Here is a 26,577-nt window from a genome sequence, read left to right as displayed (position 1 = left end):
CCGCAACGGCCGGGGGCGTCAGGAAACTGCAACCCGTGGCGATCCCCCCTCACAGGGATTCCAGCAGGCTTTTGAGCGTATGGGTCTGTCCGGCCATTTCTTCGGCCGCCCCTTCGGCCGTCGCCATGGCGGCGGCGGTTTCCGTGGCCAGGGCGCGGATGTGTTCGATGGAATCGCCGACACGGGCGCTCGCCGCGGACTGGCGGCCCGAAGCTGCGGCGATGTCTGCGGCTAGGCTTGCCGCCTCGGCCACCTGGCCGGCGATTGCACGCAGGGCGTCGCGCGAGGCCGCGGCCAGGGCGCTTGCCTGGGCGATGCCGCGCACCGCCTGCTCCACGTTGGCGACGTTTTTCGCCGTGCCGTCCTGGATGCCGCGCACCGCCGCGCCGACTTCCTTGGTGGCGGTCATGGTTTTTTCCGCGAGCTTTCGCACTTCGTCCGCGACCACGGCGAAGCCCCGGCCGGCCTCGCCGGCGCGGGCCGCCTCGATGGCGGCGTTGAGGGCGAGCAGGTTCGTCTGGTCGGCGATCTCGTTGATGACGTCGATGATGCGGCCGATGCCGTCGGCGCTGTGCCCAAGTGCCGCCATGTCGCTTTTGACGGCCTCGGACTGGGCGGCCACATCCTGGATGCAGGCCACGGCCCTGCCGACCACGTCCTCGCCTTCCACGGCGCGCTCCCGGGTGCTGCCGGTGGTCGCGGCAGCGGCCGCGGCGCTTCGGGCGATGTCTTCGACCGAGGCGTCGAGGTCCGCCATGGCCGCCTCGGATTCGCGGGCGAGTGTGGTCATGGTGTCCGCGCCCTGGCTGCAGCGGTCCACCTGTTCGGAGAGTTCGCCGGACTTGTCCGTGACGATGCGCACTACGCCGCGCAGGCTTTCGGCCGCTTGCAGCATGCCTTCACGCCGGCTGTGTTCGGCCTGCGCCCGGGCTTCTTCCGCCGCGGCCCGGGCAGCATGGGCCTCTTCGGCCTGGCGGCGGGACGTCTCGGCCAGGGCGGCCGATTCCGCTATGCGGCTTTTAAGCTCCTCGACCATGCGCTCCACGCAGCCCTTGAGCCGCTTGAGGCCGTAGCGGAACGTGCCCTGGGGCGCGGCGTCGAGGTTGCCGCGTTCGATCTGCGTGGCGTAGGCGCCAAGGCGCGTCACCGGGGCGCTCACCAGGGTGCGGAAGGCGATCGTGGTCGCGGCGAGGATGACGGCCAGCCCCGCCAGGCAGACAGCGACGAGCAGCGTGGTGGAGCGCCTGACCGTGGCGTAGAGCTTGTCGATGGGGATCGTGACGATCTCGGCCGATTCCACGCGGTCTGCGAGCCTGGCCGGGCTGTCGAAGGCGTACTTGTCGCGCAGGCTTTCCGGCGCGTCCTCGCGGCGCATGTGGCAGGGCAGACAGCTTTGCTTGTTCACCTCGCCCACGGCGATGACGTAATAGTCCACGCCCCCGATGTGGCGCACGCCCTTCCAGACGAGTTCCTTGGCTCCGGCCGTGTGCATGGCGTCGAGCTTGCCGATGAGGTCGGCTTCCACGTCGTTGGCCCGGTTGGCGTGGTTGAGCGGCTTGGTCGAGGGCGTGCGAAAGGAGATGTCGTACTTGTGGGCCGGGGCGATGGCGGCAAAGACCTTGTTGGCGGCGAACGACGTGGATTGCAGTTCCACGAGGAAGCCGTCCTTGCCGATGAGTTTCGTGGCCGCCGGCCGCACCACGCCGCCGATGTGCGCGCGCACGGCTTTCATGGACCGCAGCAGGATGTCGGCTTTCTGCTGGTATTCCTGGATGATCGCCTTCTCGGTGTCGGTATTGACGATGACGACGATGACCGTGAAGGTCGCGATGCAGATGCATCCGCATATGAGCATGAACATCTTTTGCAGATTCATCTTCACCTCCGGAACGAATGTACTCGTCTCTTGCTGCGGTCATGGAAAACAAGGCTTGCCCATTTTTTGAGACAAAATCTCCCTTGCACCCTGTCGCAAGATGTTTGCGGCAGGGGTCCATGGTTACGGCGACAGTATTTCTCTCACCGCTGTATGGGGCTGGTGTACGCTATTTGAAAATTAGCAAGGACCGTACCAATGGTAACGAAACTGTAACATCCTTGAATAACGCCATTGTCGCCGCGTGCGTCGCGCGAAGTGCAAACTCCGGTTAGCGCGGGGGATATGAAAAGCAGCACCGCCGGGAGGCAGGCGGATGTTTTGGTGTGAAGGCAAAGCTGACGGCAAAAAAGTTTCTCTATATATTTACATTTTTTATTCTGGCGGCTATTTTTTTAAAAATTTTTGGAGGTCTATATGCGAGGGAAGAATGATTGTATCGAGTTTGTGAACAAGAATTATAAGGACTCAATCGAATTGTTAGAAGAAATAGCAAATTATGGAGATGAGTTGATTGCGAAAGTGTCAAAAACAACTGACAATGTCGAACTTGAATTGGTCATTCTTCATGTATTTCTTCGAAACATGGTTATTCAATCTGCTGCGGTTTGTGAGCTGTGTCGTGCTGGGTTGGTCGAATCAAGTAAAGCAAATTTTCGAGTTTCACTAGAATCTTGGTTTCAGCTGGAGTGGATACTTTCTTGTGATACTGACAATAGGGTGACGTATTTCTTTGTGTATTCAATATTAAAAAAAATTGAAGATCTGAAATTACAGATAGGACTTGATGTTGATGGCGTAAAAGTTAATATTTATAGAGACCTCGGTATTGAAAATGGCAAAGATGCATTGAATAAAGAATTGTCTAGTTTTGAAAAGATGATAAGTGAAGGTAAGAGAAGGGATGTTGCGTCAGAATTCAAAAGCAAAACTTATAAGAAATGGTTTCAGGCTCTTGGTGTAGGTAGTTTGCGTGATATTGCTGAACAAATAAACGCAAAGTATGATTATTTTCATGCCTATTCATATTTATCAAAAAGTATTCATACATCGATTCTTGATCCGTTTTGTGTTATTAGTGCCGGCAAGGCTAAAATTTTACCCCAGTGGCATGCATTAAATATTGATGATGTTCTCGGAAGCTGTTGTATGTTGCTAGTCCGTGCTTATCATTCGGTTCTTTCTACATGTTTTGAGTCTGAACTTTCTGCCTTTGCATCGAAACACAAAAATGATTGGTATGATAGGATACTAAATATTCCCGAGCTCAAACATATTGGGTAAAAAAGGGCCGGCAGGACGCACGTCCTGCCGGCCCTTGGCGGTTAGGGGAAGGGGGAGGCTAGTTCGCGACCACGTTGACGAGCTTGCCGGGCACCACGATCACCTTGCGGATCGTCTTGCCCTCGATGTGCTTGGCCACGTTGGCGTCGGCCAGGGCGGCGCGCTCGAGATCCTCCTTGGAGGCGTCGCGCGGCACGCTCACCTTGCCGCGCAGCTTGCCGCACACCTGCACCACGATCTCCACCTCGTCCGTGACCAGCGCGGCCGGGTCGTGGGTCGGCCAGGGCTGGTCGATGAGGAGCTTTTCGTGGCCGATGCGCTGCCACAGCTCCTCGCAGATGTGCGGGGCGATGGGCGAGAGCACGGTGAGCAGGGTGGCCACGGCCGAGGAGGCCGCCTTGGCCCCCTTGGGCTCGGCCTTGATCGCCTCGACGTTGGCGTAGAGGAAATTGACCAATTCCATGGCTGCGGCGATGGCCGTGTTGAACTGGAACCGTTCGCGGATGTCCGCGCCGGCCTTGGCCGCGGTGGCGTGCTCGCGGCGGCGCAGCTCGGCGAAAAGCGGCGGCAGGGCGTCGATTCCGAGCTCTCCGGCGGGCGCGCAGGCCGCAACGGGCGTCAGCACGCCGGCAAGCTCCTCGGTCACCAGCCGCCACAGGCGCGACAGGAAGCGCGACGCGCCTTCGATGCCGGTGTCGCTCCACTCGAGGTCCTTTTCCGGCGGCGCGGCGAAGAGAATGAACACGCGCACCGTGTCGGCCCCGTACTTGGAAATCATCAGGTCCGGGTCCACCACGTTGCCCTTGGACTTGCTCATCTTCGAGCCGTCCTTGATGACCATGCCTTGCGTCAGCAGGTTGGAGAAGGGCTCGTCAAAGGCCACGTAGCCGCAGTCGCGAAGCGCCTTGACGAAAAAGCGCGAGTAGAGCAGGTGCAGGATGGCGTGCTCGATGCCGCCGATGTACTGGTCCACGGGCAGCCAGTAGCCGATTTCCGCCGGGTCGAACGGGCCGTCCGCCTTGCGCGCCGAGGCGTAGCGCGCGAAGTACCAGGAGGACTCGAAGAAGGTGTCGAGGGTGTCCGTCTCGCGCCGGGCCTTGCCGCCGCACAGGGGGCAGACGGCGTCGGTAAAGGGCGGCGAAACGGGCAGGGGCGAGCGGCCGTCGGGCAAAAGCGCGAGGTCGCGCGGCAGCTCCACGGGCAAATCCTTTTCCGGCACGGGCACGATGCCGCACTTCTCGCAGTAAAGGACCGGAATGGGCGCGCCCCAGTAGCGCTGGCGCGAGATGTTCCAGTCGCGAAGCCTGTAGTTGACGCTGCGCGTGCCGCGCCCCGTCTCCGCCAGCCAGTCGATGATCTTGCCCTTGGCTTCCTCGTTGGGCAGCCCCGTGAAGTCGCCGGAAGCCACGAGCACGCCCGGGTCGGCGTAGGCCTCGGTCATGGCCGCCGGGTCCAGGGTCCGGCCCTCGGGCTGGATGACGACCTGAAGCGGCAGGTCGTACTTGCGGGCGAATTCGAAGTCGCGCTGGTCGTGGGCGGGCACGGCCATGACCGCGCCCGTGCCGTAGCCCATGAGCACGAAGTTGGCGACGAAAATGGGGATGGGCGCGCCCGTGGCGGGATTGATGCAATAGGCCCCGGTGAAGACGCCTTCCTTTTCCAGGTCCTCGCCGCCGCGCACGATGCGGTCCATGTTGCGCACGCTTTCGACGAAGGCGGTCACGGCTGTTTCCTGGGGCTTGCCCGCAATGAGCTTCGGCACCAGCGGATGCTCGGCGGCAAGGCTCATGAAGGTCGCGCCGAAAAGCGTGTCCGGCCGCGTGGTGAACACGGTGATGCCGGTTTCGCCCTCCACGGGCTCGGCCAGGGCGAAGGTGAGCTCCGCGCCCACGGACTTGCCGATCCAGTTGCGCTGCATGGTGAGCACGCGTTCGGGCCAGCCGCCGGCGAGCTTGTCCAGGTCGGCTAAAAGTTCCTCGGCGTAGTCCGTGATGCGCAAAAACCACTGCTCGAGATCCTTTTGCACGACCTTCTGGTCGCAGCGCCAGCAGCAGCCGTCGATGACCTGCTCGTTGGCAAGCACCGTGCCGCAGGTCTCGCACCAGTTCTGGGGCGAGTGCTTGCGGTAGACGAGACCCTTTTTGAGGAAGTCCAGGAAGAAGCGCTGCTCGTGGACGTAGTAGCCGGGGTGGCAGGTGGCGATCTCGCGCCGCCAGTCGTAGGAGTAGCCCAGGCGCTTTAATTGGGTGCGCATGGAGTCGATGTTGGAGATGGTCCAGGAGGCGGGGTGCAGGCCGTGCTTGATGGCGGCGTTTTCCGCCGGCATGCCGAACGCGTCCCAGCCCATGGGATGGAGCACATTGTGGCCTTCCATGCGTTTGAAACGCGCCACCACGTCGCCGATGGAGTAGTTGCGCACATGGCCCATGTGGATGCGCCCCGAGGGGTAGGGGAACATCTCGAGGACGTAGTACTTGGGCCGCGCGGGATCGGCCTCGACCTTGAAGTGGCCGCCGTCTTCCCAGACGGCCTGCCATTTTTTCTCGACGTCCTCGGGCACGTACTTGCTCATGGGGGCTGCTCCTTGGCGGCGGATGCGTATCGAAATAGTCTTATGCAGGAAAACCTGCTGGTTACAAATCCTTGTGGATTTCGAATTCGCCGTTGTCAACGGCCTTGGCGATGGCGTCGAGGATGCCGTTGATGAAGTTGCGGGAGTTCTCGTCGCCGTAGCGTTTGGCCAGTTCGATGGCTTCGTTGAGCGTGACGCGAAGCGGAATGTCCGACCGGTAGAGGATCTCGAAGACCGCCAGGCGCAGGATGGTCAGTTCCACCTTGGCGATGCGCGAGAGCTTCCAGTTTTTGGAGAAGCGCACGATCAGCGCGTCGATCTCCCGTTGGTTGTCCCACACGCCCGAGACGATCTCCCAGGCGAATTCCCCACCGGTGTCCTCGTCGCCCTCGCCCACGTCGTGGGGACAGCGGGAAAACAGCCGGCGCAGGGAACGGGCGTCGGCGGCGGACTCGAAAATGAGGCCGTAGAGGCACTCGAAGGCCTGCTTGCGGCCCTTGCGTCGCGAGGCGACGGGCTTTTTTTCTTCGGATTCGGTCATGATGCTCTGTGCGGCCAGGGCCATGGGTTAGAGCTGCTCCAGCACGCGCACCATCTCGAGCACGGCTGCGGCGGCTTCCACGCCCTTGTTGCCGGCCTTGGAACCGGCGCGTTCGATGGCCTGCTCCAGGGTGTCCACGGTCAGCACGCCGAAGCCCACGGGCACGTCGGTGTCGAGCATGACGTGGGCCAGGCCCTTGACGCATTCGTTGGCCACGTACTCGAAGTGCGGGGTCGCGCCGCGGATGACCGCACCCAGGCAGATCACGCCGTGGTGCTTGCCCGAAGCGGCCAGCTTTTTGGCGGCCAGGGGAATCTCGAACGCCCCGGGCACGCGCACGAGGGTGATGTCGGCGCGGTCGCAGCCGTGGCGGGTCAGGTAATCGATGGCCCCGCCCACGAGGCGCTCGCTGATGAAGTCGTTGAAGCGCCCGACCACCAGGGCGAACTTGAGTCCCTGGGCGGTGAGCTGGCCTTCGATGGTCGTTATGTGATGCATGTCGCGGTTCTCCCGGGCGGCGGACCGCCCCTTGGCGTGTGGAAAAAAACGTCCCTACTTGGTCGCCTGGTCCGGCAGGTGGAGCAGGTGCCCCATGCGGTCGCGCTTGGTGGTCAGGTAGCAGGTGTTTTCGGCGCAGGGGCAGCTCTCGATGGGCACCCGCTCCACGACCTCGAGGCCGTAGCCTTCGAGCCCGACGATCTTTTTGGGATTGTTGGTCATCAGGCGCATCTTGGAGACGCCGAGCGCCACGAGGATCTGCGCGCCGGTGCCGTATTCGCGCAGGTCGGCCTTGAAGCCCAGGCGCAGGTTGGCGTCCACGGTGTCGAGGCCCTGTTCCTGGAGGGCGTAGGCCTTGATCTTGTTGGCCAGACCGATGCCCCGGCCTTCCTGGCGCATGTAGAGGATCACGCCCTTGCCCTCGGTCTCGATCATGCGCATGGCCTCGTGCAACTGGTTGCCGCAGTCGCAGCGCAGCGAGCCGAACACGTCGCCGGTCAAGCACTCGCTGTGCACGCGCACGAGCACGGGTTGGTCGGGGTGGATGTCGCCCTTGACCAGGGCGATGTGCGTCTTGTGGTCTTCGCTGGCCGTGAACGCCAGGGCGCGGAAGGTGCCGAAGGCGGTGGGCAGGCCGGCCTCGGCCACCTTGGTCACGGCGAGACGGCCGAATTTGAGGCGGTAGCGGATGAGGTCGGCGACTGTCGCGATCTTGATGTTGTGCTTTTCGGCGAACTCCATGAGATCGGGCATGCGCGCCATGTTGCCGTCCTCGCGCATGATCTCGCAGATGACGCCGGCGGGCTTGAGCCCGGCCAGACGCGCCAGGTCCACCGAGCCTTCGGTCTGTCCGGCGCGGTCGAGCACGCCGCCTTCCTTGGCCCGCAGCGGAAAGATATGCCCCGGGGTGACGAGGTCGTCGGGGCCTGCGCCGTCGGCCACGGCGGCCAGGATGGTGGTCGCGCGGTCGAAGGCGGAAATGCCCGTGGACACGCCCACCTTGGCTTCGATGGAGACGGTGAACCCCGTGCCGAAGGGGGACTTGTTGTCGCTCGTCATCATGGGCAGCCCGAGCTGGTCCACGAGGTCCGGGGCAAGGGACAGGCAGATCAGGCCGCGGCCGTGGGTGGCCATGAAATTGATGAGTTCGGGGGTGACCTTCTCGGCGGCGACGGTGAGATCGCCTTCGTTTTCACGGTCTTCGTCGTCGACGAGGATGACCATCCGTCCGGCGCGGATTTCCTCGACGGCTTCCTCGATGGGGCTTATGCGCATACGTGGGTATCCCTCTTTTGGGCGGCCTGGGGCGGCCCTGTGGAAAAGACCAAAGACCCGGGCAGCCGGGTCAAAGGGGGAAATAATCTACGCGAGGGGGGATGGCAAGGCAAGTGGTGGGCATTCCCCCCGCCGGCACACCGCTCTCAGGTCGCAAGCGCCGCCCGCACGAACGCCTCGGGCATCTGCGTCGCCGCGCACACGGCCGCCACGTCCATGCCCGACGCCGCCAGACGCCGCGCCACGGCCTCCATGGGCTCCGCCACCTCGACGATGTGCCCTTCCGGATCGCGCACCCGGAAGCAGCGCTGGCCCCAGGGCTGCGTCGTCAAGGGACACAGCGCCTCGGCCCGGGCGGAGACCGCCTCGAAGGCCGCTTCCACGTCCCCGGTTTCGAAATACAGCTCGAAATTGTCCCGCCCCAGGCGGCCGGGCGGCAGGGCCAGGGCGTCGCCGAAGACGTGCTGGCCGGCCGTGTCCGCCCGCCACAGGGCGAAGCCGGGGTAGACCACGTAGCCGTCGAGGACCAGGGTCGGCGTCTGGCCCATGGCCTCCTCGTAAAAAGTTCGGGCGAGTTCCATGTCGCGGACGAACACGCAGGGGCTGTGGAAACGGATGGGCATAAGGGCTCCTGTGGGAAAAGGCTCGCACCGCATTGCCCGGTTCCCGCCCGATCGTCCAGTCCCGGCGCGATTGACCGCGCGGGCCGCATATGGCATGCAGCGGCACGGTGCTGCGCTTTGTGCGACTGTAAGCGGCAATGTGCGGCCATGCTGGCGATGTTGCGCGCATGCGAGGGTGGATGGCGTTTCCCGGTAAAGGCTTGCTGCGCCCCGATGTGGTACGGGGTTTCATACAGGGCCTTGCCGGAATGTGCATGCTTTTGGCCGTTTGGCAAATTGCAGCAATAGCCATTGCGGCCGTGCGCGACGTGCCGTTCCCCACGCCCCTTGCCACGCTGCAACGCCTGTGCGCCCTGGCTGCGGGCCGGCCCCTTGGCGGGCATCCCCTTGCCGCGCACATCCTGCACAGCCTCGGCCGCTGGCTGGCCGGGGTCGGCATCGCCGCGTGCTGCGGCATCGCCCATGGCGTGCTGGCCGCGCGGTACGCCGCCTTTGCCGCGCTTTTTGCCCCCCTCCCGCGCCTGTTCCTGCTCGTGCCCGGACTGGCCTGGATACCCGTGGCCATCCTCGTCTTCGGCATCGGCCCGGCGGCCACCATTTTCATGATCGCGGCCGCGGCCTTCGCGCCGGTCGCCGTCAGCGTCATGGCCGGCATCCGCGGCGTGGACCAGGGGTACGTGCGCGCGGCGCGGATGCTCGGGGCCGGGCCCGGGGCGCTTTTTTTCCGCGTGCTCCTGCCCGGCGCGCTGCCCCACGTCATAAGCGGCCTGCGCATCGGCTGCGGCACGGGCTGGCGCGTGCTCGTTGCCGCCGAGATGGTCGTCGGCACGGGCACGGGGCTTGGCTATTCCATCATCCAGGCCCGCTGGAGCCTCGACTATCTTTCGGCGTTCGCCTGCATCGCGGTCATCTGCGCCGTGGGCTTTTTCGTCGAGGGGGGGCTTCTTGGCCGGTTGGAGACGGCCACGGTGCTGCGTTGGGGCGTTGCCCGGGAGAAGCCGTGATCCGCTTCGAGGACGTGTCCTTCGGGTACGCCGCGCAGGATCGGGAACTCCCGGTCTTCACAGGCCTTGGCTTTACCGTGGCCCGGGGCGAATGGGTGTGCGTCCTTGGCGAAAGCGGCTGCGGCAAAACCACGCTGCTCGGGCTTGCGGCGGGTTTTTTGCGGCCCGGACAGGGCCGGGTGCTGTGTGGCGGCCGCGAAGTGCGCGCCCCCGGCCCCGACCGGGGCGTGGTCTTCCAGGAGCCGACCCTTTTCCCCTGGCTCACCGTGCGGGGCAACGTGGAATTCGGCCTGCGCCGCCGGGGCCTGCGCGGCGCGGCCGTGCGCCGGGCGGCCATGGCCGAGATCGCGCGCATGGGCCTTGCCGCCCATGCCGAAGCCTACCCCCACGCCCTTTCCGGCGGCATGCGCCAGCGCGCGGCCATCGCCCGGGTGCTGGCCCTGTCGCCTTCCGTGCTGTTGCTCGACGAACCCTTTTCCGCCCTGGACATCCCCACCCGCGAACGGCTCCAGGACGAACTGGCCGCGATTTGGGCCGCCACGGGCGCGACCGTCCTCTACGTCACCCATTCCGTGGAGGAGGCGGCGCTTCTTGGCGACCGCGTGCTGGTGCTCGCCCCGTGCGGCGGGGGGATTTTTCGCGAGGTCCCGGTCGCCCTGCCGCGCCCCAGGCGGCGGCTGGCCGGGAACGTGCTGGCCGTCGAGGCGCAACTTCGGGAACTCATGCGGGCAAGCCTCGCAACGGACCCTGCGACCAAGGAGGCGTTATGAAACTGCGGATGACGCGACTGGGGCAAGCGGCCTTCGTCCTGGCCGCGCTGTGGAGCGGATGCGCGCCGGGCGGCGCGCGCGCGGCCGAAACACCGGCCGTGCGCCTGGCCTACCAGGACCGCGTGGGCAGCGTGATCCCCATCGTGGCCGTGCGCCAGGGCTTTTTCAAGGAAGCCGGCGTGGACGTCGCGGCCAAACAGTTCAACAACGGCCCGGCCTGCGCCGAAGCGCTCTATACCGGCGCGGTGGACGTGGCCGCCATGGGCGACACCGCCGCGCTCCTCATGGTCGCGCGCCATCCGGGCGTGGTCATGCTCGCCAGCCACGCCACGGGCGAGGGCCGGCATCGGGTCATGGTCAAGGCCGGCGCGCCGGGGAAATCCCTGGCCGACCTCAAGGGCAAGCGCATCGGCGTCAAAAAGGGCACTTCGACCTACGGCGGGCTGCTGCTGGCCTTGAGCAAAGCCGGCATGACGGATGCGGACGTGACGCTTGTGGACCTGAACCCGCCGGCCATGGCCGAGGCCCTTGCCGCCGGATCCATCGACGCCTTTGCCGCGAGCGAACCCACGCCGTCCGTGGCCGAGACCAGGGGCGCGCGCCAGCTCGCCGACCTGTCCGGGCTCGGCAACGCCTACCCGATCATGCTGCTTGCACGAAGCGCCTACGTGGCCGCGCACAAGGAAACCCTCGGCAGGTTCTTCGCGGCCCTGGCCCGGGCGCAGACCTGGGCCGCGGCCCATCCCGAAGAGACGGCGGCGCTCATGGCCGAAACCTCGGGCCTGCCGCTGCCGGCGGTCCGGGCGGCCATGGCCCGCCACGCCTACGCCCTGCGCCTGGACGCGGCCATCGTGGCGAGCCTCGCCCAGACCGCGGATTTCCTCGTGCGCGAGCACATCATCGACGCGGCCCCGGACCTTGCCGTGGTCGTGGACCGGTCGTTCGTGCGCTAGGAGCCGGAAAACCGTTCGCGCCGCCGCGTTCTCCGTCGCCAAGGGGCGCGGCAGGCGGCGGCGCGGCCGTGTCGGACGTCAGCGGATGAAATAGCCGGCGGCGCGCCAGGAGCCGTCGGCCTCGCGGGAAAAGCAGACCGTCTCGAAGGCTTCCTTTTTGTTGGCAAAGGAGGTCGCGAATTCCATGACCACGTAGGTGCCGTCCGGCGCGCCGGCCAGGGAGGTCAGGCTCTTGGCTTTGGTGATGCGGCGGGAACCGAGCGCGCCCAGGGGCTTGCGAAAGGCGGTGAGCGCCGTTTCCCAGTCCTTTTGCGAGACGGCGCCGCGGAAATAGGCCGAACCGCCGTCCCAGCTCTTGCCGTACGCGCCGGCGTCGATGCCGGCGAGCCAGGTCTTGGCCGCGTCCACGGCCGGCTGCTGGTCGGCGGTGACGGGTGCGGCGTCCTCGGCGCAGGCCAGGGCGGGCAAAAGGACCAGGGCGCACAGCAGCGCGGCGAGAAGACGCTTCATAAGACCTCCGGGGAAGACGTTTTTTTGCAGTATGCCCGCGCGGTTCCCGACCGTCCAGGGGCCGCCTGCGTCTTGCGCGCCAGGCGGTGTTGCCGCATGGTGGCGCATGCCGGACAGAATTCCCCCGAATTGTACGCTGCTGCCCGCCGTGGACGTGCTGGTGCTTGGAGCGGGGCTTGCGGGGCTTCGCGCCGCGTTGGCGGCGCTTGCCGCCGCGCCCGGGACGGCCGTGGCTGTCGCCGCGACGCAGTCCGGACCATCCGGGTCCTCTTTTTCCAACATGCACGGCCGGTTGGGCCTGCACGCCCCGGAGACCGACGCCGCGTGCGAGGCGTTTTGCCGCGAGGCCGCGGCCGTGGCCGTGCCGGGTTTTGTCGTGCCCGGGCTGGTGGCGGCGCTTGCCGCCGAAGCGCTGCCCCGCCGCCTGGAGCTCGAAGCCTGGGGCGCGGCGTTCGCGCGCGACGCTGCGGGCCGGCTGCTCCTTTTCCCTTCCTGCTTCAGCCCGGATTCGCGGCGCGCGACCTTGCTCACGGACCTGCCGGAGCTGCGGCGGCTCCTGTGGCGGCGCATCGAGGCCGCCGGCGGGCGGGCGCTTGCGGGGATGACCGCGCTTGCCTGCCTGCGCGAACCGGGCGGCCGCGCCTGCGGCGCGCTCTTCGAGGACGCGACGGGCAACCTGACGCTTCAGCCGGCCGGAGCGGTGGTTGCGGCCATGGGTGGCACGGCGCCGCTTTTTCTCCGCCATCAGGCCGGCGGCGGCAATCCGGGTTTCGGCCACGGCCTGCTCGCACTCGCCGGCGCGCGCATGGCCAACACCGCGTTTCACCAATGGATGTGGGCGCGCGTGCGCGACCGCCGCTTCTGGCCGGTGTGGAGCCTCCTCAAGGGCGCTGCCGCGGCGGATGCGCCCCTGCCCGAGGCCGTGCGCGAGGCCGGCGCCGGCCGCGCCGGGCATTGCCCGTTCGGGTACGGGCAACGGGACGCGGCCCTGGACCTGTGGCTGCTCGACCGGGCCGGCGCGGACGGCGTCGCGAGCGTGACGCACGGGGGCGAGCGCCTGGACGTGGCGCTTTTTGCCCATGCGGCCAACGGCGGGGCGGTCGTGGACGCCCGGGGGCGCACGGACGTGCCGGCGCTTTTTGCCGTCGGCGAATGCGCCACGGGCATGCACGGGGCCAATCGCCTGGGTGGGGCCATGGTGGCGTCCTGCCTGGTGTTCGGGGCACGGGCCGGGGAAACGGCGGCCCGCGAGGCCGCACGGCCGGGAGAGGCGTCGTTTGCCCGGGCCGTTGCGGCGTCGCGCGCCGGTTTTGCGCGCGACAGGGCTGAGGAACGGGAGGTTACAGGCTGGTTGGCCCATACTTTGCAACAATACGCCGTACCGCGTCGAAATCCCGACGCGGCGGCCTTGTCGCGAGTGCTCGGGCAGCGTCTGGAGACGGTGCGGGACGCCGCGGCCCGGGTCCGGCTCGCCGCTGCGGGCAGGCTAAAGATTTCCGGTTGACGCGCCGATAATTGTTTTGACTGCGAACGGTTGGCGCCTCGGGAGTCCTGGGGGGTCGAAGCCGGCAAAGCGAGTGGCAACGGGAATTTTTGCAACGGGTTGTGCTCGGGGAATGTCCCTGATAGGAACATGCACGTGCAACAAAATGATCTTGTTATGAGCAGTTTGCCTGCCTTGCCCCTGGACACCCAGTACTTCGCTCCCAGCCGGGACACCTGGGTGCTGGCCATCCTGGACGCCCTGCGCTACGACAGCGCGCTTTCCCAGCGGGACCTGGCCAAGCGCCTGGGCCTAAGCGGCGCGGTGGTCAACCAGCACTTGCGCGAGTTGCAGGAACGCGGGCTCATCCGTTTCGAAGCGCGCAACGGCAAGAGCTACCGCTACATACCCACCGCCGCGGGCGAGGAGCAGCACGCCGAGATGGCGTGCGGCTTTTCCAGCGAAGCCATCCGCATCTACACCGCCCTCAAGCGGCAGGTGGCCGCGCGCCTCAACGGGTTGTCGCGCCGCGCAATCGAACGCATCGCACTTTTCGGCGCGTCGGAAACCTGCGAAGTGGCCCTGTCCGCCCTCGGGACCATGCCGGTCAAGGTCGTGGCCGTGGTGGACAACGATCCGGACAAGCAGGGCACCATTTTTCACGGCTACGTCGTGTCTCCGCCCCATATCCTTGAAATGGTGGATTGCCAGGCCGTCCTCATCACGTCCTTCGGGCGCAGGGACGAGATTCGTCAACAACTAGAGCCCCTGTGCCGCGCCCGGGGGATGGAGATGGTGAGCCTATGAGCACTGAGCAAAGCATCCGACTGGCTTCCGGCAGGCGCATAGGACACGGGGAACCCTGCTTTCTCGTTGCGGAGATAGGCAACAACCACCAGGGCGAGCTGGCGCTGGCGCGCGAGATGGTGCATGCCGCCGCCGCCTCCGGGGCCGACGCGGTCAAGTTCCAGAAGCGCGACATGGACGCCCTTTTCACCCAGGCCGGCCTTTCCGCCCCCTATGGCGGGGCCAACAGCTTCGGCCCCACCTACGGCGAGCACCGTCTGGCCCTGGAGCTTTCCCTGGACGCCATGGCCGAGCTCAAGGCCCTGTCCGAATCGTTGGGACTGGTCTTTTTCGCCTCTGCCTGGGACGCGGTCAGCGCCCGGGAGATGCTCGACCTCGGCATGGAGCTTTACAAGGTCTGCTCGGCCGACGTGGTCAACATTCCCATGCTGCGCCTGGTCGGGGAAGCCGGAGTGCCGGTGGTCATGTCCACGGGCATGAGCCTTTGGCCCGACATCGACGTGGCCGTGGCCGAGATGCGCCGCTACCACGAACGCATCGTGCTGCTGCATTGCAACAGCTCCTATCCCTGCCCCGACGAACTCGTGGGGCTGCCTGTCATGCACGCCCTGGCGCGGCGCTACGGCCTGCCCGTGGGCTACTCCGGCCACGAGGCAGGACTCGGCCCGAGCGTGGCCGCGGCCGTGCTCGGCGCCTGCATGGTGGAGCGCCATTTCACCCTGGACCGCACCCAGCGCGGCACCGACCACCAGGCCTCCCTGGAACCGGCCGCCTTCGCCGCCATGAGCGCCATGATCCGCGAGGCCGAAGCGGCCATGCTGCTGACCGAAAAGCAGGTCTGCCCGGCCGAGCTGGCCTCGGCGGGGAAGCTGCGCAAGAGCATCGTCTTCGCCCGCGACCTGCCTGCCGGCCACGTGCTGACCCAGGCCGACGTCACGGTGAAGTGCCCGGGCAACGGCATATCCCCGGTGCATTGGGACGAGGTGCTCGGCGCGCGGCTCACCCGTAGCGTTGCCTGCGAGGAGCTCGTGGACTGGAATTCGCTGCTGCCCTCCGAAGCCGTCGCCGCGACCCCGGCCCCGGCCGTGGAAAAGGGCCGGCGCAAGGAAGCCGCGGGCGACCGCTCCTGATGGGCTGCGGCGACCGGGCCGTGTCGCGGGAAAAGGGCGCGCCATGCGCATCGTGATGCTTGCGGAAAACGATCCGGCCGGAGTCGGGTCGCTGCTTAAAAACGCCCTGCACCGCCACACGGAGCACACCTGCCGGCTGGTCACCACCCAGACGCGCTACACCCACGCCTGGGAAAAGGATCTCCACGTGCCCGACCTGGACGCCGCCGGCCGCGAGGAGCTGGAAGCGGTGCTCGAAGCCGCCGACATCTTCCATTTCCACATGCTCGCCGACGAGCACATGCCGCTCGGGCACGTGACGGCCGCGCCGTTTCTCGCCGGCAAGGCCATCGTGCACCACCACCACGGGCACCACGTCTTCCGGGCCAATCCGGAAATTTTCCAGAAGAAATACCATGACCTCGGGCGCAGGAACCTGCTCGTGAGCACGCCCGACCTGCTCAAAAAACTCCCCGGCGCGCGCTGGCAGCCCAACCTCGTGCCCGAGCACCTGCCCGTCTACAGTCCCGCGCCGCGGACTCCCGACGGCAAGGTGCGTCTGGCCCATTCGCCCACGCGCAAGGATCTCAAAAATACCGACGACCTGCTCGCCGTGTGTCGCGAACTGGCCGGGGAATTGCCGCAGCTCGAACTGGAGCTCATCGACGACGTGCCCCACGTGCAGTGCCTGGCCCGCAAGCAGGCCTGCGACATCGCCTTCGACCACATGCAGGGATATTACGGCATGGCCTCGCTCGAGGCGCTCTCCCAGGGGTTGGCTGTCATCGCCGGGCTCGACGACTGGAACAGCGCAACCATCCGCGACTATTTCGGCTGCGACGCCCTGCCCTGGGTCATCGCCCGCGACCGGGACCAACTGGCCGACGCCCTGCGCCGGCTCGTCCGCGACCCCGGGCGACGCGCCGCCATCGGCGCGGCCTCCCGCCGCTTCATGGAAAGCGTCTGGACCGAGGCCCGACTGATCGCCGACCTCGTCCGCTTCTACGAAAACCTCGTCTGAGGTCCCCCGTTTCCTTCCATGGCCACCGTGCGGTAGGCCAGCACCGCGTCCAGGGGCACGACGTTTCCGCCCGTGAAAAGCGACAGCGCGTAGCCGAATTCCCGGGCGCAATCCGGGCCGAGCAGCACCACGTCCTGAAAGCGTATCCAGTCGGCCACGGCCGCAAGGGCGATGCCGCCGCCTGACGGCAGGGGCTCTTCGTAGCCCGGGGCTTCGATGCCCCGGAACTGCCACTGCCAGTCCGGCCGCCACTGCGCGAGCGCCTGGCGCGACGGCGCTTCCTCCGCGGCTGTGACCAGCACCGTCAGCGGGCTTCCCTTGGATGCGAGCAGGTGCATGGCCGCGACGTTTCGCGCGAAACGCGCGGCCTGGAAAAGTTCCTCGGCCAGGCTGGCCGCCGCCTCCATTCTGCCTTCTTCGCCGGACGGCCGGAACCAGGGCACGTTGTCCGCGATGTAGCGGCTGTACGGATGCTGGGCGAGCTTGTCGCGATCGGCCAGGCGCATGCAGGCCATGAGGTCGCGGTCGCGGCGGGCCGCTTCCTGCCGGCCCGTGTACAGGGCGCGCATGGCGCGAAGCGAAATGGTTTCCTTTTCGGCGTCGGCGGCGTCGGCCTTGGCCAGAAAGTCCGCTTTGTCGAGGAGCGGGGCGTCGAGGGCCTCTTCGATGGCGGTCGGCGCGAAGCATTGCGGGTCGAGGATGCTGACGGGCGACAGGTTGCCGAAGGCCGTGCCCTGGGCGGTCTGGATGGCCCTGGCGAAAAGCTCGGCTTCGGCCGCCGTGGCGAAGTATTGCAGGGTGGTGCGCGCCAATTTTCCGGCCGCGTCGGGGAATTCGAGAATCTGGTTCGGCTTGCTTGTCAGCGGCAGGGCGTGGTCGGGCAGGGCCGCGGCCGCGTCCGTCGTGGGCGCGTTGTTATAGTAGGCGTTGTTGCCGAGCAGCCGCAGGTCCGTTCCGGCCAGCAGCACCCGGGGCGCGTGGAGCGCCTCGGCGCAGCCGAGGCATGGCAGCAGCGAGCTGAGCCATGATTCCCGCACGCGGAAGCGGTTCGGCAACAGGGAAAGATTGAAGCTGTCGATAAAAAACAGCCTGCGGAAATGCGGGGCGAAGGAGCGGATCGGCGCCAGGGAAAGGGACAGGAGCACGGATTCGGGAAAGCGGTCCCCGGAATGGTGGAAATGTTCCTGGAGGGGCACGGTGTCGAGCTGGAGCAGGAGGTCCGGGGCAATGCCATGTCTCCGCAAAAACGGCAGCGTGCGGGAAATGGTCACCGTGAGGTAGCGGCGGCTCAGTTCCCGCATGTGCGGCGCAAGCAGGGCCAGGGAGGGGCCTGGCAGCAGGAGCAGGCAGGGCTGGCCCACGTGCTGCTTTTCGAGCTTGTCGGCCATGGCGTGTCGCAGGTGCAGGGGGGTGTTGCGCAGTGAATTGAGCTCGTGCAGGTACTCCGGCGGCGTGTCCGGCGGGCGCAGGCCCAGGGGGTCGGGCACGCGGGTGGTCAGCGCCGGCATGTACACGAACTTCACGAACAGCAACGCCAGCAGCTTCTGCGCGCGCAGCACCGCTTCGGGGCGAGCGGCCTGCTCCCGGGACGTTGTCACCACGGTCAGGCCCTGCGCCATGCAGCGCGGATCGAGGCCGGCAAGGACTGCGATGGCGTCATCCGTGACGGCGTCGGCCACGAACGTCGTCGCGGGATCGCATCCGTCCAAGTTGTCCGGCCGGCCGAGGCAGACCAGAAAGGCTCCGTCCAGTGCGGGAACCACATCGGCGACGGCTGCGAACGAGGGAATGGGCATGCGGGCATCCTTGTCGTGCGTTGATTGGCGAGCATAGAAGGACGGTTGCCGCGAGGCAAGCGTGGCCTCGCGCAACATGCCCGATGCGCATGGAGTTTTCCAGACGGAAAGGTGGCTGTTGGACGCGTTGCGTCGCTTCAGCTCAGCCGCCAAGGAGACAGAATCCGGCGAAGAAGAGCATGAGCGCCGCCACGGCCGCGCGCGGATGGGGGCGCACGAGGGCGGCGCTCGCCAGCCAGCAGCCGGCGACGGCGGCCGCGGTCGAGAGGGCGATGCCTGCCGGCCCCGGCCAGCCCATCCATGCCAGGGCGTATTGCGCGAACACCACAAGCGGCATGTGCAGCAGGTAGATGTCGTAGGAGCTTGCCGCCAGGGACGCGCCCCACGCGGACAGGGGCCGTTGCCGTCCGAGGCCCAGGCGCAGGCAGGCGCACACGAGCAGCAGGTTGGCCGCCGTGCGGCAGCCCGCGTGCAGGGCCAGGACCGTCAGGGGTGCGCCGCCCGGGGCGTGGGTACGTCCCGCGAGGGCGACCGTGGCGGCGACGGCGACGACGGCCGCGACGCAAAGCGGCCAGGCGCGGCCGCGCGCCAGGGCGGGCAGCGTGTCGTCGGAAGCGCCGAGGCAGGCCCCGAGCAGGAAAAAACCGGCGTAGAGCGGCAGGCGCACGGGCTGGAAGAGCAGTACGGCGTTCCATTGCCACCAGGCCCCGGCCGGGATGGCGGCGTTTACGGCCGTTGCGGCCACGGCCATGACCAGGCCCGCGGCGACGAGGACGCGGGGACGCAGGCGCAGGCGCGCGGCCAGTTTCCGCACGCCCGGCAGGAAGCGGTAACCGAGGAAAAAGAGGAAGAGCAGGCTCAAAAACCAGAGCAGGTGCGGCGAGAGCGCTCCCTGCGCGGCTTTGCCCTGTGCGACCGTTGCCAGGAGCACGGGCCGCACGTCGCCGAGTGTCGCCAGGGAACGCTTCCAATAGGCGAAAAAACCGAGCGTTTCGCCAAGCCGTTCCCGTGCTCCCCACCAGGCCATGGCCGGCAAGTAGAACAGGGTGAGCAGGCACAGGGGCCACAGGAGCCGCCGGGCCTTTTTGACCACGAACCCGGCCGCCGTGGTCCGCGCCGCCGAAGCCGGGGCGAACACGCCGGCGATGAAAAACAGAAGCGGCATGAGAAAGACGTCCAGCACGGCCACGAGGACATCGGCCAGGGCGCTTGGCGGGCCTTGCACGTGCCACCAGGGCACGAGGCGCGAATAGCCGCATGCGGCGTGGAGCAACGCGACGCCGCAGACGAGCAGGACCCTGGTTTGGTCGAAAAACGGCGCGCGCCCGGTCATGGCCGGCCCTCCCCGGCGTCCCTTGTCGCGGCAAGGCGCGAGAGCCCGCCGGCGATGAAGGCGAACGCGCGCGCGGCCATTTCCTCCCAGGCCGCTTCCATGCCCGGATGCTCCGGGAAGATGCGCCGGAAAGCCTCGTGGTTGTAAGCGAAATAGCTCATGGTCCCGATGGCGAAGGCCGCCGCGTCGCGCACGAGCGCTTCGGACGGGGCCGGGCCGAGAAAGGGACGCAGGAAGTCCGTCAGGGCGAGCGTCGCGGGCCGCAGGCACTGCGCGGTCAGCGCGTCGAGAAAGGGCGACGGGCTCACCATCTCCCGGGCGAAGACGCGGCACAGGTCCGCGGCCACGCGCCCGCCGCCGTAGAGCATGCGGCAATAGTCCGCGACAAAGGCGCGAAGCGCGTCCTCGCGCGGTTCGGACGCGCCGTCCCCGGGCGCGGGGAGGCGCACCCCGGCGAGCAGCCCTTGGAGCAACAGGCGCAGGACCTCGCCGTAGAGCTTTTCCTTGCCGCCGAAATGGTAGTTGACGGCGCTCACGTTGACCCCTGCGCGGCCGCACAATTCACGCACCGTGGCGGCCCGGTAGCCCTTTTCGGCGAACAGCCCGATGGCGGCGGCAAGGATGGCCTGGCGCGTTCCGGGCGCGTGGTCCTGGCTCATGGCGGCTCCTTTCGAACAAGTGTAACAAACATTTGTTTTAAACATTTGTTTCGTATAAGGCCGAAGTTGTCAAGACCAGATGAGTCCCGGACAAAAAAAGGGCCCCCACAGCGCCATGCGGGAGCCCCCGGGAGGAGGACGGGTCAAACGGGTTGGTCGGGCGGCGGGGACTTGCCCACCAGATGGAACGGGGAAATGTCGGCGTCGAGGCCCACGCGCGCCTCGGCGGAGTCGTGCTTGACGCGCAGCGCCGTGACCGTGCCGACGAGGCGTTCCCGGCTGTCGCGCAGCTCCAGGTTGTCGCCCTCGCGCACGCCGTGGTCGCTGCCGAGGCCAAAGAGCACGTCCCAATGGTCCTTGTCGCGGGCGAGTTTGTAGATGGGGGCCAGCCCCCGGGCGCGCAGGTTCGCTTCGTTTGCGCTGCCGCGGCGGAAGGTCCACACGAGCAGCGCCCCGGCCAGCGGCACGATGCCCATGACCACCCACCACGGGCCGAAACCGAGGAAGCGCTCCGCAAACGAGGTATGGCTCGCGCGCAGGGCGGCCGGGGTGGCGAACACGTCCACCAGGACCTGGGAGGGTTCTTCCTGGGCCTGCGCGGGCGAAAGGAGTTCCTTGGGAAAGACGCGCACGGTGTGGCGGCCGGGGGGCGTGCCTTCGGGGATGGCGAGTTCGCCGCGCCAGACGCGTCCCCGCAGTTCCAGGAAATGGAGGCGCATCTGCGGCGTGTCGGCGGCGTAGGTAAGCACCTTGTCGTTTAACAGGGCGATCCGCTCGGCTTCCTTGCCCTCGTCGCGTTCACGGGGCAGGAGGTTCACGTTGGCCACGGATTCCGGGAGTTTGCCCACCACTTCGTGGGTCCGGCCGGGCAGGCTGCGCAGGATATCGCCCCGGGCGTCGAAGATGAGGTAGAGGGCGATGTCGCAGATGGCGGCCAAAAACAGGACGAAAAGCGCGACGGAGAGTCGGGGGAGCAGTTTGCCCATGACCGGCTCCTTACGCGTCCGCGGCCATCCGGGTTTCCGCGGCGGCCTCGGCAGCGGCCGCTTCGCGGCGTTCGCGGCGCTTGATGCGGCCGAGCAGGATGAATGCGCCTATGATGGTCGGTGCGAAAAGGGGCACGTAGGCCTTGAGGAACGTTTCGGAAAAATCGCCCGTGCCGGAGAAGCACTTGGAAAACGCATATGTCAGTTCGACCACGATCAGGACGTCCATGGTGATGAGGACGACGGCTCGCCTGGCGGCGTTGGAAAGGTTCATGGCGCGCTCCTTGGGTCTTTTTGCCGAAGCGGGGGCGCCCCGTTGCCGGAGCGCCCCCATGGCGGGGTGTGAGGGGTTATTTCTTGCGAAGGTCCTGCTTGGAGACGTTCATGACCTTGGCCGCCTTGCGGGTGTCGCCTTCCAGGGTGAAGGCGATGCGCACGATGTCGCCGGGTTCGGGGGTGATGCCGACTTTGGCGTTGCTCACGTCGAAGACGTTCTGGATGCCGGTGGTGTGCCCGTAGGGCGTTTCCTTGCCGAAGTTGGTGTCGTAGACTTCGATCTTGATGGTTTTCTGGGCGGCGTTGTTCTCCAGGCATTTGCCTTGGGCCACGCCGAAGGCCAGGGCCGGCGCACTCATCAGGAACACGCCCAGGGCCATGAGCAGGGCGGGGATGCTGGCATGACGACGCATGGTGTTTCTCCCTTCGCGTTTCGGGTTAGGCCGACTGCTGTTCGCGCAGCTTCTTCTCGCGCAGTTCCTGTGCCGCGCCGGTGAACATGATCTTCATGATCCACAGGCAGATGACGGAGATGGTGCCGAGGATGAGCACGGCGGCCGGGCCGTTGATCTTGAACTGCTTGAGGATGATCGAGATCATGCAGCACACGACGGCGATGCCGAAGGCCACGCGGATGCCGTAGCCCTTGGCGTACTTGGTGGCCACGGTGCCGATCTGCGCGCCGATGGCCGCGCCGGAGAGCATGACGAACACGGCCACGAGTTCGATGCGGCCCTTGAGGGAGTAGGTGAAGGCGCCGTAGAGGCCGGAGATCATGACTTCGAAGAGGTCGGTGCCGACGGCGATGTGGGTCGGGCAGCCGATGAGGTAGACCAGGGCGGGCATGCGCAGCAGGCCGCCGCCGATGCCCAGGAAGCCCGCGAGCACGCCGGTGATGTAGCTGACCAGGATGGGCAGCCAGGCGGAACAGGTGAAACCCGCGTTCTTGAAGTGGACCATGGGCGGGATGTTGAGCTTGTGCAGGGCCTTGTACCACTGGATGCCCTCGACGCCGCGCTCACCGGCCTGGGCGCCGGCCTTCTTGCGCTTGACCGCCTTGGCGTAGTCGTAAAAGACCATCCAGCTGATGAGCGCCAGGAAGACCACATACACCCAGCGCACGACCGAGCCGACCATGCCCATGCGCTCGAGCATCATGATCAGCTGTGCGCCGCATTCGATGCCCACCATGGTGCCGATGAGCATGACGAAGCCCAGTTTGTAGTCCACGTTGCCGAACTTGGCGTGGCGCATGGTGGAAATCATGGATTTGCCCGCGATATGGGCGATGTCCGTGCCGATGGCGAAGGCCATGGGGAAACCCAGGATGTTGAGGCCCGGGGTGACCATCCAGGCGCCGCCCATGCCGAAGAAGCCGCCGATGACGCCGACGGAGAAGCCGATGAGCACGAGGCCCGGCCAGAAAATGGTCACGCCCGCGATCGGCATGTACATGTAAAAAGTGCTGGCATCCATCGCTGTCCTCCAAACGGGGTTGTGGCTTAATGTTCGACGATTTTGCGCGTCTTGAGGTCAAGGCCCGTGCGGCTCATGATGAAGTCCATGATCACGCCGAGGAAGCAGCCGTAGGCGGCCGTGAGCACCACGGCCCAGACCGCGAACAACAGCGGATTGAAGTTGTAGAGGTCGGCGAAGTATTTGATGATGTTCGAACTGATCACCCGGGTGTCGGCCACGACCACCAGTTCCGAGGCGGCTCCGCCGGCGGCCAGGGCCAGGGCCGGGAACGCCAGGCCCGCAACCAGGGCGCATGCTGTCATCCACATTCCGCGTCGCATAATTCCCTCCTTGAGTTGTGTCATTTCACCACGAACACGGAACACGGGGCATGGGCCACCACGGCCTGCGCCACGCTGCCGACGAGCAGCCGTTCCAGGTTCGACTTTCCCTTGTGTCCGATGACGATGCGGTCCACGCCCTGTTCCTTGGCATAGGCCGTGATGGAGCCGGCTGGCGCGTCGCTTTGTTCCACGTGGGCCGTGGCCGCGACGCCCCGTGTCTTGGCCTTGGCCGCGCCCGCATTGGCGATGTTCCCGGCCCAGGTGCGCAGCTTGTCGTCCATGCCCGGGGGCATGTCGTCGATTTCGTCGATCAGGGGGGCCACGGTGACGATCTCCAGGGCGGCCGCCTTGTCGGCGGCCATGGTGATGGCCGTGTCGAGCACTTTTTCGGCAAAGGTGGAATCGTCGATGGCCACGAGGATTTTCATGAGGCAACCTCCTTTTGCGGTTGCCGGCACGAGGAGATCGGGCCGGCATGTGACAAAAAGAGCAATCCGCGTGCCGCATGGCGATAGGCGAAATTTTTAATGAATTATTTTAATGTATTGAAAAGGAATCTTGCTTACATTGTTGACAGGATTGCGTGATGTGGCAAGGTATGGATGCTTCTTGCAAAGATGATTTTTCCGTAAGAATACCAAGGAGAAAGCCGTAAGGCTCCATCCTTTGCCGGATCGCTGGGTGAATCCGGCAACAGGCCCCGGGAACGACGTTCGCTCTTTTTTTCTCAAAGACGGAGGCGACGATGACCTGGACAGACCTGGCCGGCAGGATGCAAGCCCGATTTCTCCCTTTTTCCAAGGTCAATCGCCTGCGCATACGGACCAAGCTGCTGGCCGTGCTCATTCCTTCCGTGGTCGGCATCCTGCTGGTTACGGGCTATGTCACCTACGTTTTCTCGCAACAGTATTTGCAAGAAGCCCTGGAACGCATCGGCATCGTGCAAACCCTGGCCGTGGCCAAGGCCCTGGAGGACACGCTGGCCCAGGGGCGCAGGGACCTGCTGTTCTTCGTCGCGCAGGCCCCCGAGCCCGCGGCCATGCGCGACTACCTGGAGCGCCTCAACGACCTGCGCCCCTTCCCGTACCGCGAATTCGGCTACCTGGACCTGGAAGGCCACGACCACGTCTTTTTCGACACCATCCGCGACCGCGTGGTGCGCGTACCGGGCGACGCGGTCGAGGACATCCGGCCAAGCCCCTTCCGTCTGCTGGAGCAGGGCCGGGAACTCGTGCCCGGCCAGGCGGGGCTCGGGCCCATCGTCCGCCTGGACTACCACCTGACCCTGCCCTCCGGCTCCGACATGGCCGTGGCCAACGAGATCATCCGCATCTTCGCCCCGCGCACGGACGACGCCGGCAAGGTGCGCGGGGTCTACATCCTGAGCCTCGGCGCGCGGGACCTGCGCAACATCCTTTCGCTCTACAACTCCGCGCAGTCGCCGCTCCACGGCTTCGAGCGCAGTCCCGAGCTGCGCTACAGTTTCCTGTTCGACACCGAGGGCTGGGTGCTGTTCCAGTCCGCCGAACCGGACAAACCGCAGGTCGAGCTCACCACCTATCTGGCCCGTTCCGGCTATTCCGGCACGCTGGGCCGCCGGGGCATGGAGTCGGCCTTCCGGCCCGAGGCGCTCCACAAGGATTACTGGCGCATGGTCTACGAGGTCCGGGAGGGCAAAAGCGGGATCATCGACGACGGCGGCGGCGGCGCGGCGCCCATCGCCGGCGCGCCGGCCGCGTACATGCCGTTCGCGCCGGTGCGCTTCAAAGCCTCCGAGGACGCCATGCCCCGCGTGTTCGCCGGCGTGGCCTACATGGACAAGAGCCGCATGACGCTGCGCGCCGGCTACAAGCAGGTGGATGTGGTGTTTATCATCACCCTTTCGGCCATGGTCCTGGTCACGGGCATCATCACCCTGCTGTCCCGGGCCATCACCCGCCCCATCATCGAACTGGCCCGCTCGGTGTCGCGCATCCGGGCCTCGGGCGAGATCGCGCCCGTGACGCTGCCCGACCACGACCACGAGACCTCGGTGCTCAAAAACGCGGTCAATTCCATGATCGCGGCCATCCGCCGCCAGGTGGACGAGATCGAAAGCCGCGACAGGAAGATCGAGCAGGTGCGCATGCGCGAGAAGGCCAGCCCCGAGCCGGCCCCTGCCGGCGTGGCGGCCGAGGCGTTCCCGGAGATCAAGGGCACGGGGCCGCTCATGGAGCGGCTGCGGGCGCAGCTGGCCAAGGCCGCGCAGGTGGACGCGGACGTGCTTGTTACGGGTGAGACGGGCACGGGCAAACAGCTCGTGGCCGAAGCCGTGCACCGGCACAGCCGGCGGGCCAAGGGGCCTTTCATTTCCATCAATTGCGGCGCGCTCGACGAGAACCTGCTCCTCGACACGCTCTTCGGCCACGTCAAGGGCGCGTTCACCGAGGCGCGCGCCGAGCGCAAGGGGGCATTCCTGGAGGCCGACGGCGGCGTGCTCTTCCTCGACGAGATCCAAAGCGCCACGCCCAAGGTCCAACAGGCCCTGCTGCGGGCCATCGCCATGCGCCGCATCCGCCCGCTCGGCAGCGACAGGGAGCTGGCCATCGACGTGCGCCTGGTGGCCGCGACCAACGTGGATTTGCGCGAGGCCAGCGCCAAGGGGCGTTTCCGCGAGGACCTCTATTTTCGCCTCAACGTCATCGCCGTGGCCACGCCGCCGTTGCGCCGGCACAAGATGAGCATCTCGGTCCTGGCCCACCACTTCCTGGCCGAGGCCGGCGCGAGCACGGACAAGCGCGGGCTCGGGCTTTCCCGGGGGGCGCTGGCCAAGCTCATCGCCTACGACTGGCCCGGCAACATCCGCGAGCTCAAGCACTGCATCCTGCGCGCCGCGGTCATGTCCGAGCACAGCGTGATCCAGGACACGGACCTGCTGCTCGAGGGCGACACCGGCGCGCCGTCCGCCGCTGCGGCAGGCGTGCCACGGGAGCCGGACGCGGTCGCGGCGGACGCCGTGGCGGACGAAGCGGCCCGGGGCTCCCGGGTGGGGGACGCTGCCGCGCCGGGTGAAGCGGCCCCGGACGTCTCGGTCCTGCAAGGCCTCGGCCCCCGCCAGGCGGCGCTTCTGCCGCGTATCGCGCGCGAAGGGCGCATCACCCGCGCCCGCTACCAGGAGCTCGCCGGGGGGATTCCCCAGCGCACCGCCGCCCACGACCTGCGCCAGCTCGTGGACAAGGGGCTGCTCGTGCGCCGCGGCAGCGGGCCGGCCACGCGCTACGAACCCACCGAGGCGGCCCTGGCCGCCCTCGGGAACCGCGACGGGACCGCCTGACAGCTTCTCGTATCGCCGCTGCCGTCTTGAAATCCCCGCTTCCCCTGGTCGGGGTGGTCCAGGAGGGGCCCCGGCCCCTCCTGGCC

At 66.6% G+C, this 26,577-nt stretch carries 25 protein-coding genes; 9 read left to right on the top strand and 16 right to left on the bottom strand.

Annotated elements, in window-relative coordinates; translation table 11 throughout:
- Positions 1-49 precede the first annotated feature (49 nt).
- Positions 50-1,876: a methyl-accepting chemotaxis protein gene (locus Q368_RS0115615; protein WP_029459990.1), complete on the bottom strand. Its 1,827-nt coding sequence runs from the start codon at positions 1,874-1,876 to the stop codon at positions 50-52.
- A gap of 417 nt (positions 1,877-2,293) precedes the next feature.
- On the opposite strand from Q368_RS0115615, the gene Q368_RS25825 reads away from it, so the two are divergent.
- Positions 2,294-3,160: a DUF5677 domain-containing protein gene (locus tag Q368_RS25825; protein WP_156955757.1), complete on the top strand. Its 867-nt coding sequence runs from the start codon at positions 2,294-2,296 to the stop codon at positions 3,158-3,160.
- Between the two features lie 58 nt (positions 3,161-3,218).
- Here Q368_RS25825 and leuS read toward each other — a convergent pair whose 3' ends face one another.
- The 5 genes from leuS to Q368_RS0115590 form a co-directional block, all read right to left on the bottom strand.
- Positions 3,219-5,732, bottom strand: coding sequence for a leucine--tRNA ligase (gene leuS / locus Q368_RS0115610; protein ID WP_029459989.1), 2,514 nt, complete (start codon positions 5,730-5,732; stop codon positions 3,219-3,221).
- A gap of 61 nt (positions 5,733-5,793) precedes the next feature.
- Positions 5,794-6,297, bottom strand: coding sequence for a transcription antitermination factor NusB (nusB, locus tag Q368_RS0115605; RefSeq protein WP_052360198.1), 504 nt, complete (start codon positions 6,295-6,297; stop codon positions 5,794-5,796).
- Positions 6,298-6,300: 3 nt separating this feature from the next.
- A complete protein-coding gene (gene ribH / locus Q368_RS0115600; RefSeq protein WP_029459987.1) occupies positions 6,301-6,771 on the bottom strand; it encodes a 6,7-dimethyl-8-ribityllumazine synthase in 471 nt (156 codons plus the stop codon).
- Between the two features lie 54 nt (positions 6,772-6,825).
- On the bottom strand, positions 6,826-8,046 hold the full coding sequence (locus Q368_RS0115595) for a bifunctional 3,4-dihydroxy-2-butanone-4-phosphate synthase/GTP cyclohydrolase II (RefSeq protein WP_029459986.1): 1,221 nt from the start codon (positions 8,044-8,046) through the stop codon (positions 6,826-6,828).
- Positions 8,047-8,192: 146 nt separating this feature from the next.
- Positions 8,193-8,669, bottom strand: a complete 477-nt coding sequence (locus Q368_RS0115590; RefSeq protein ID WP_029459985.1) for a VOC family protein — start codon at positions 8,667-8,669, stop codon at positions 8,193-8,195.
- Between the two features lie 254 nt (positions 8,670-8,923).
- Between Q368_RS0115590 and Q368_RS0115585 the strand changes: the two genes are divergently transcribed.
- From Q368_RS0115585 to Q368_RS0115575, 3 genes are read left to right on the top strand one after another with little or no spacing between them, the layout of a single operon-like run.
- Entirely contained in the window at positions 8,924-9,673 is a 750-nt protein-coding gene (locus Q368_RS0115585; RefSeq protein ID WP_245611369.1) for an ABC transporter permease, read from the top strand.
- A complete protein-coding gene (locus Q368_RS0115580; protein WP_029459983.1) occupies positions 9,670-10,443 on the top strand; it encodes an ABC transporter ATP-binding protein in 774 nt (257 codons plus the stop codon). The genes Q368_RS0115585 and Q368_RS0115580 overlap by 4 nt, the downstream gene beginning before the upstream one ends.
- Positions 10,440-11,396 carry an ABC transporter substrate-binding protein gene (locus tag Q368_RS0115575; protein ID WP_029459982.1) on the top strand — a complete coding sequence of 319 codons (957 nt, stop codon included), beginning with the start codon at positions 10,440-10,442 and terminating at the stop codon, positions 11,394-11,396. Before Q368_RS0115580 ends, Q368_RS0115575 begins: the two co-directional genes overlap by 4 nt.
- Before the next feature lie 78 nt (positions 11,397-11,474).
- Here Q368_RS0115575 and Q368_RS0115570 read toward each other — a convergent pair whose 3' ends face one another.
- Positions 11,475-11,906: a DUF4019 domain-containing protein gene (locus Q368_RS0115570; protein WP_029459981.1), complete on the bottom strand. Its 432-nt coding sequence runs from the start codon at positions 11,904-11,906 to the stop codon at positions 11,475-11,477.
- 106 nt (positions 11,907-12,012) lie between these two features.
- Here Q368_RS0115570 and Q368_RS0115565 point away from each other — a divergent pair, with 106 nt between their 5' ends.
- From Q368_RS0115565 to Q368_RS0115550, 4 genes are all read left to right on the top strand, one after another.
- Complete coding sequence (locus Q368_RS0115565; protein ID WP_029459980.1) at positions 12,013-13,410, top strand: FAD-binding protein; 1,398 nt, start codon at positions 12,013-12,015, stop codon at positions 13,408-13,410.
- A 156-nt stretch (positions 13,411-13,566) separates the two neighbouring features.
- A complete protein-coding gene (locus Q368_RS0115560) occupies positions 13,567-14,196 on the top strand; it encodes a winged helix-turn-helix transcriptional regulator (protein WP_029459979.1) in 630 nt (209 codons plus the stop codon).
- A complete protein-coding gene (locus tag Q368_RS0115555) occupies positions 14,193-15,326 on the top strand; it encodes an N-acetylneuraminate synthase family protein (RefSeq protein WP_029459978.1) in 1,134 nt (377 codons plus the stop codon). Before Q368_RS0115560 ends, Q368_RS0115555 begins: the two co-directional genes overlap by 4 nt.
- A gap of 43 nt (positions 15,327-15,369) precedes the next feature.
- Positions 15,370-16,326 (top strand): glycosyltransferase family protein, encoded by a 957-nt coding sequence (locus tag Q368_RS0115550; RefSeq protein ID WP_029459977.1) that lies wholly within the window; start codon positions 15,370-15,372, stop codon positions 16,324-16,326.
- On the opposite strand, the gene Q368_RS0115545 is transcribed toward Q368_RS0115550, so the two are convergent.
- The 9 genes from Q368_RS0115545 to Q368_RS0115505 all read right to left on the bottom strand — a co-directional run bounded on the left by Q368_RS0115545 (position 16,308) and on the right by Q368_RS0115505 (position 23,606).
- Entirely contained in the window at positions 16,308-18,122 is a 1,815-nt protein-coding gene (locus tag Q368_RS0115545) for a 6-hydroxymethylpterin diphosphokinase MptE-like protein (protein ID WP_029459976.1), read from the bottom strand. The two genes, Q368_RS0115550 and Q368_RS0115545, sit on opposite strands and share 19 nt — an antisense overlap.
- A 142-nt stretch (positions 18,123-18,264) precedes the next feature.
- Positions 18,265-19,455 carry an acyltransferase family protein gene (locus Q368_RS0115540; RefSeq protein ID WP_029459975.1) on the bottom strand — a complete coding sequence of 397 codons (1,191 nt, stop codon included), beginning with the start codon at positions 19,453-19,455 and terminating at the stop codon, positions 18,265-18,267.
- Positions 19,452-20,114, bottom strand: a complete 663-nt coding sequence (locus Q368_RS0115535; protein ID WP_052360196.1) for a TetR/AcrR family transcriptional regulator — start codon at positions 20,112-20,114, stop codon at positions 19,452-19,454. The genes Q368_RS0115540 and Q368_RS0115535 overlap by 4 nt, the downstream gene beginning before the upstream one ends.
- A 143-nt stretch (positions 20,115-20,257) precedes the next feature.
- On the bottom strand, positions 20,258-21,100 hold the full coding sequence (locus tag Q368_RS0115530; RefSeq protein WP_029459973.1) for a hypothetical protein: 843 nt from the start codon (positions 21,098-21,100) through the stop codon (positions 20,258-20,260).
- Positions 21,101-21,110: 10 nt separating this feature from the next.
- The gene (locus tag Q368_RS0115525; protein ID WP_029459972.1) at positions 21,111-21,374 is read right to left on the bottom strand and encodes a hypothetical protein; all 264 of its coding nucleotides are present in this window, start codon (positions 21,372-21,374) and stop codon (positions 21,111-21,113) included.
- A gap of 76 nt (positions 21,375-21,450) precedes the next feature.
- Positions 21,451-21,789, bottom strand: coding sequence for a hypothetical protein (locus Q368_RS0115520; protein WP_029459971.1), 339 nt, complete (start codon positions 21,787-21,789; stop codon positions 21,451-21,453).
- A gap of 25 nt (positions 21,790-21,814) precedes the next feature.
- The gene (locus tag Q368_RS0115515) at positions 21,815-22,852 is read right to left on the bottom strand and encodes a sulfite exporter TauE/SafE family protein (protein WP_029459970.1); all 1,038 of its coding nucleotides are present in this window, start codon (positions 22,850-22,852) and stop codon (positions 21,815-21,817) included.
- A 26-nt stretch (positions 22,853-22,878) separates the two neighbouring features.
- Positions 22,879-23,175: a DVU0150 family protein gene (locus Q368_RS0115510; RefSeq protein WP_029459969.1), complete on the bottom strand. Its 297-nt coding sequence runs from the start codon at positions 23,173-23,175 to the stop codon at positions 22,879-22,881.
- A gap of 20 nt (positions 23,176-23,195) precedes the next feature.
- Complete coding sequence (locus Q368_RS0115505) at positions 23,196-23,606, bottom strand: universal stress protein (protein WP_029459968.1); 411 nt, start codon at positions 23,604-23,606, stop codon at positions 23,196-23,198.
- Between the two features lie 317 nt (positions 23,607-23,923).
- Here Q368_RS0115505 and Q368_RS0115500 point away from each other — a divergent pair, with 317 nt between their 5' ends.
- Positions 23,924-26,491, top strand: a complete 2,568-nt coding sequence (locus Q368_RS0115500; RefSeq protein WP_052360195.1) for a sigma 54-interacting transcriptional regulator — start codon at positions 23,924-23,926, stop codon at positions 26,489-26,491.
- Positions 26,492-26,577: the final 86 nt, after the last annotated feature.

The sequence above is a fragment of the Solidesulfovibrio alcoholivorans DSM 5433 genome, from assembly GCF_000702665.1.
GTDB lineage: Bacteria > Desulfobacterota > Desulfovibrionia > Desulfovibrionales > Desulfovibrionaceae > Solidesulfovibrio > Solidesulfovibrio alcoholivorans.
The sequence above is the reverse complement of the archived record's forward strand: the minus strand, read 5'-3'. Positions and strand labels throughout refer to the sequence as shown.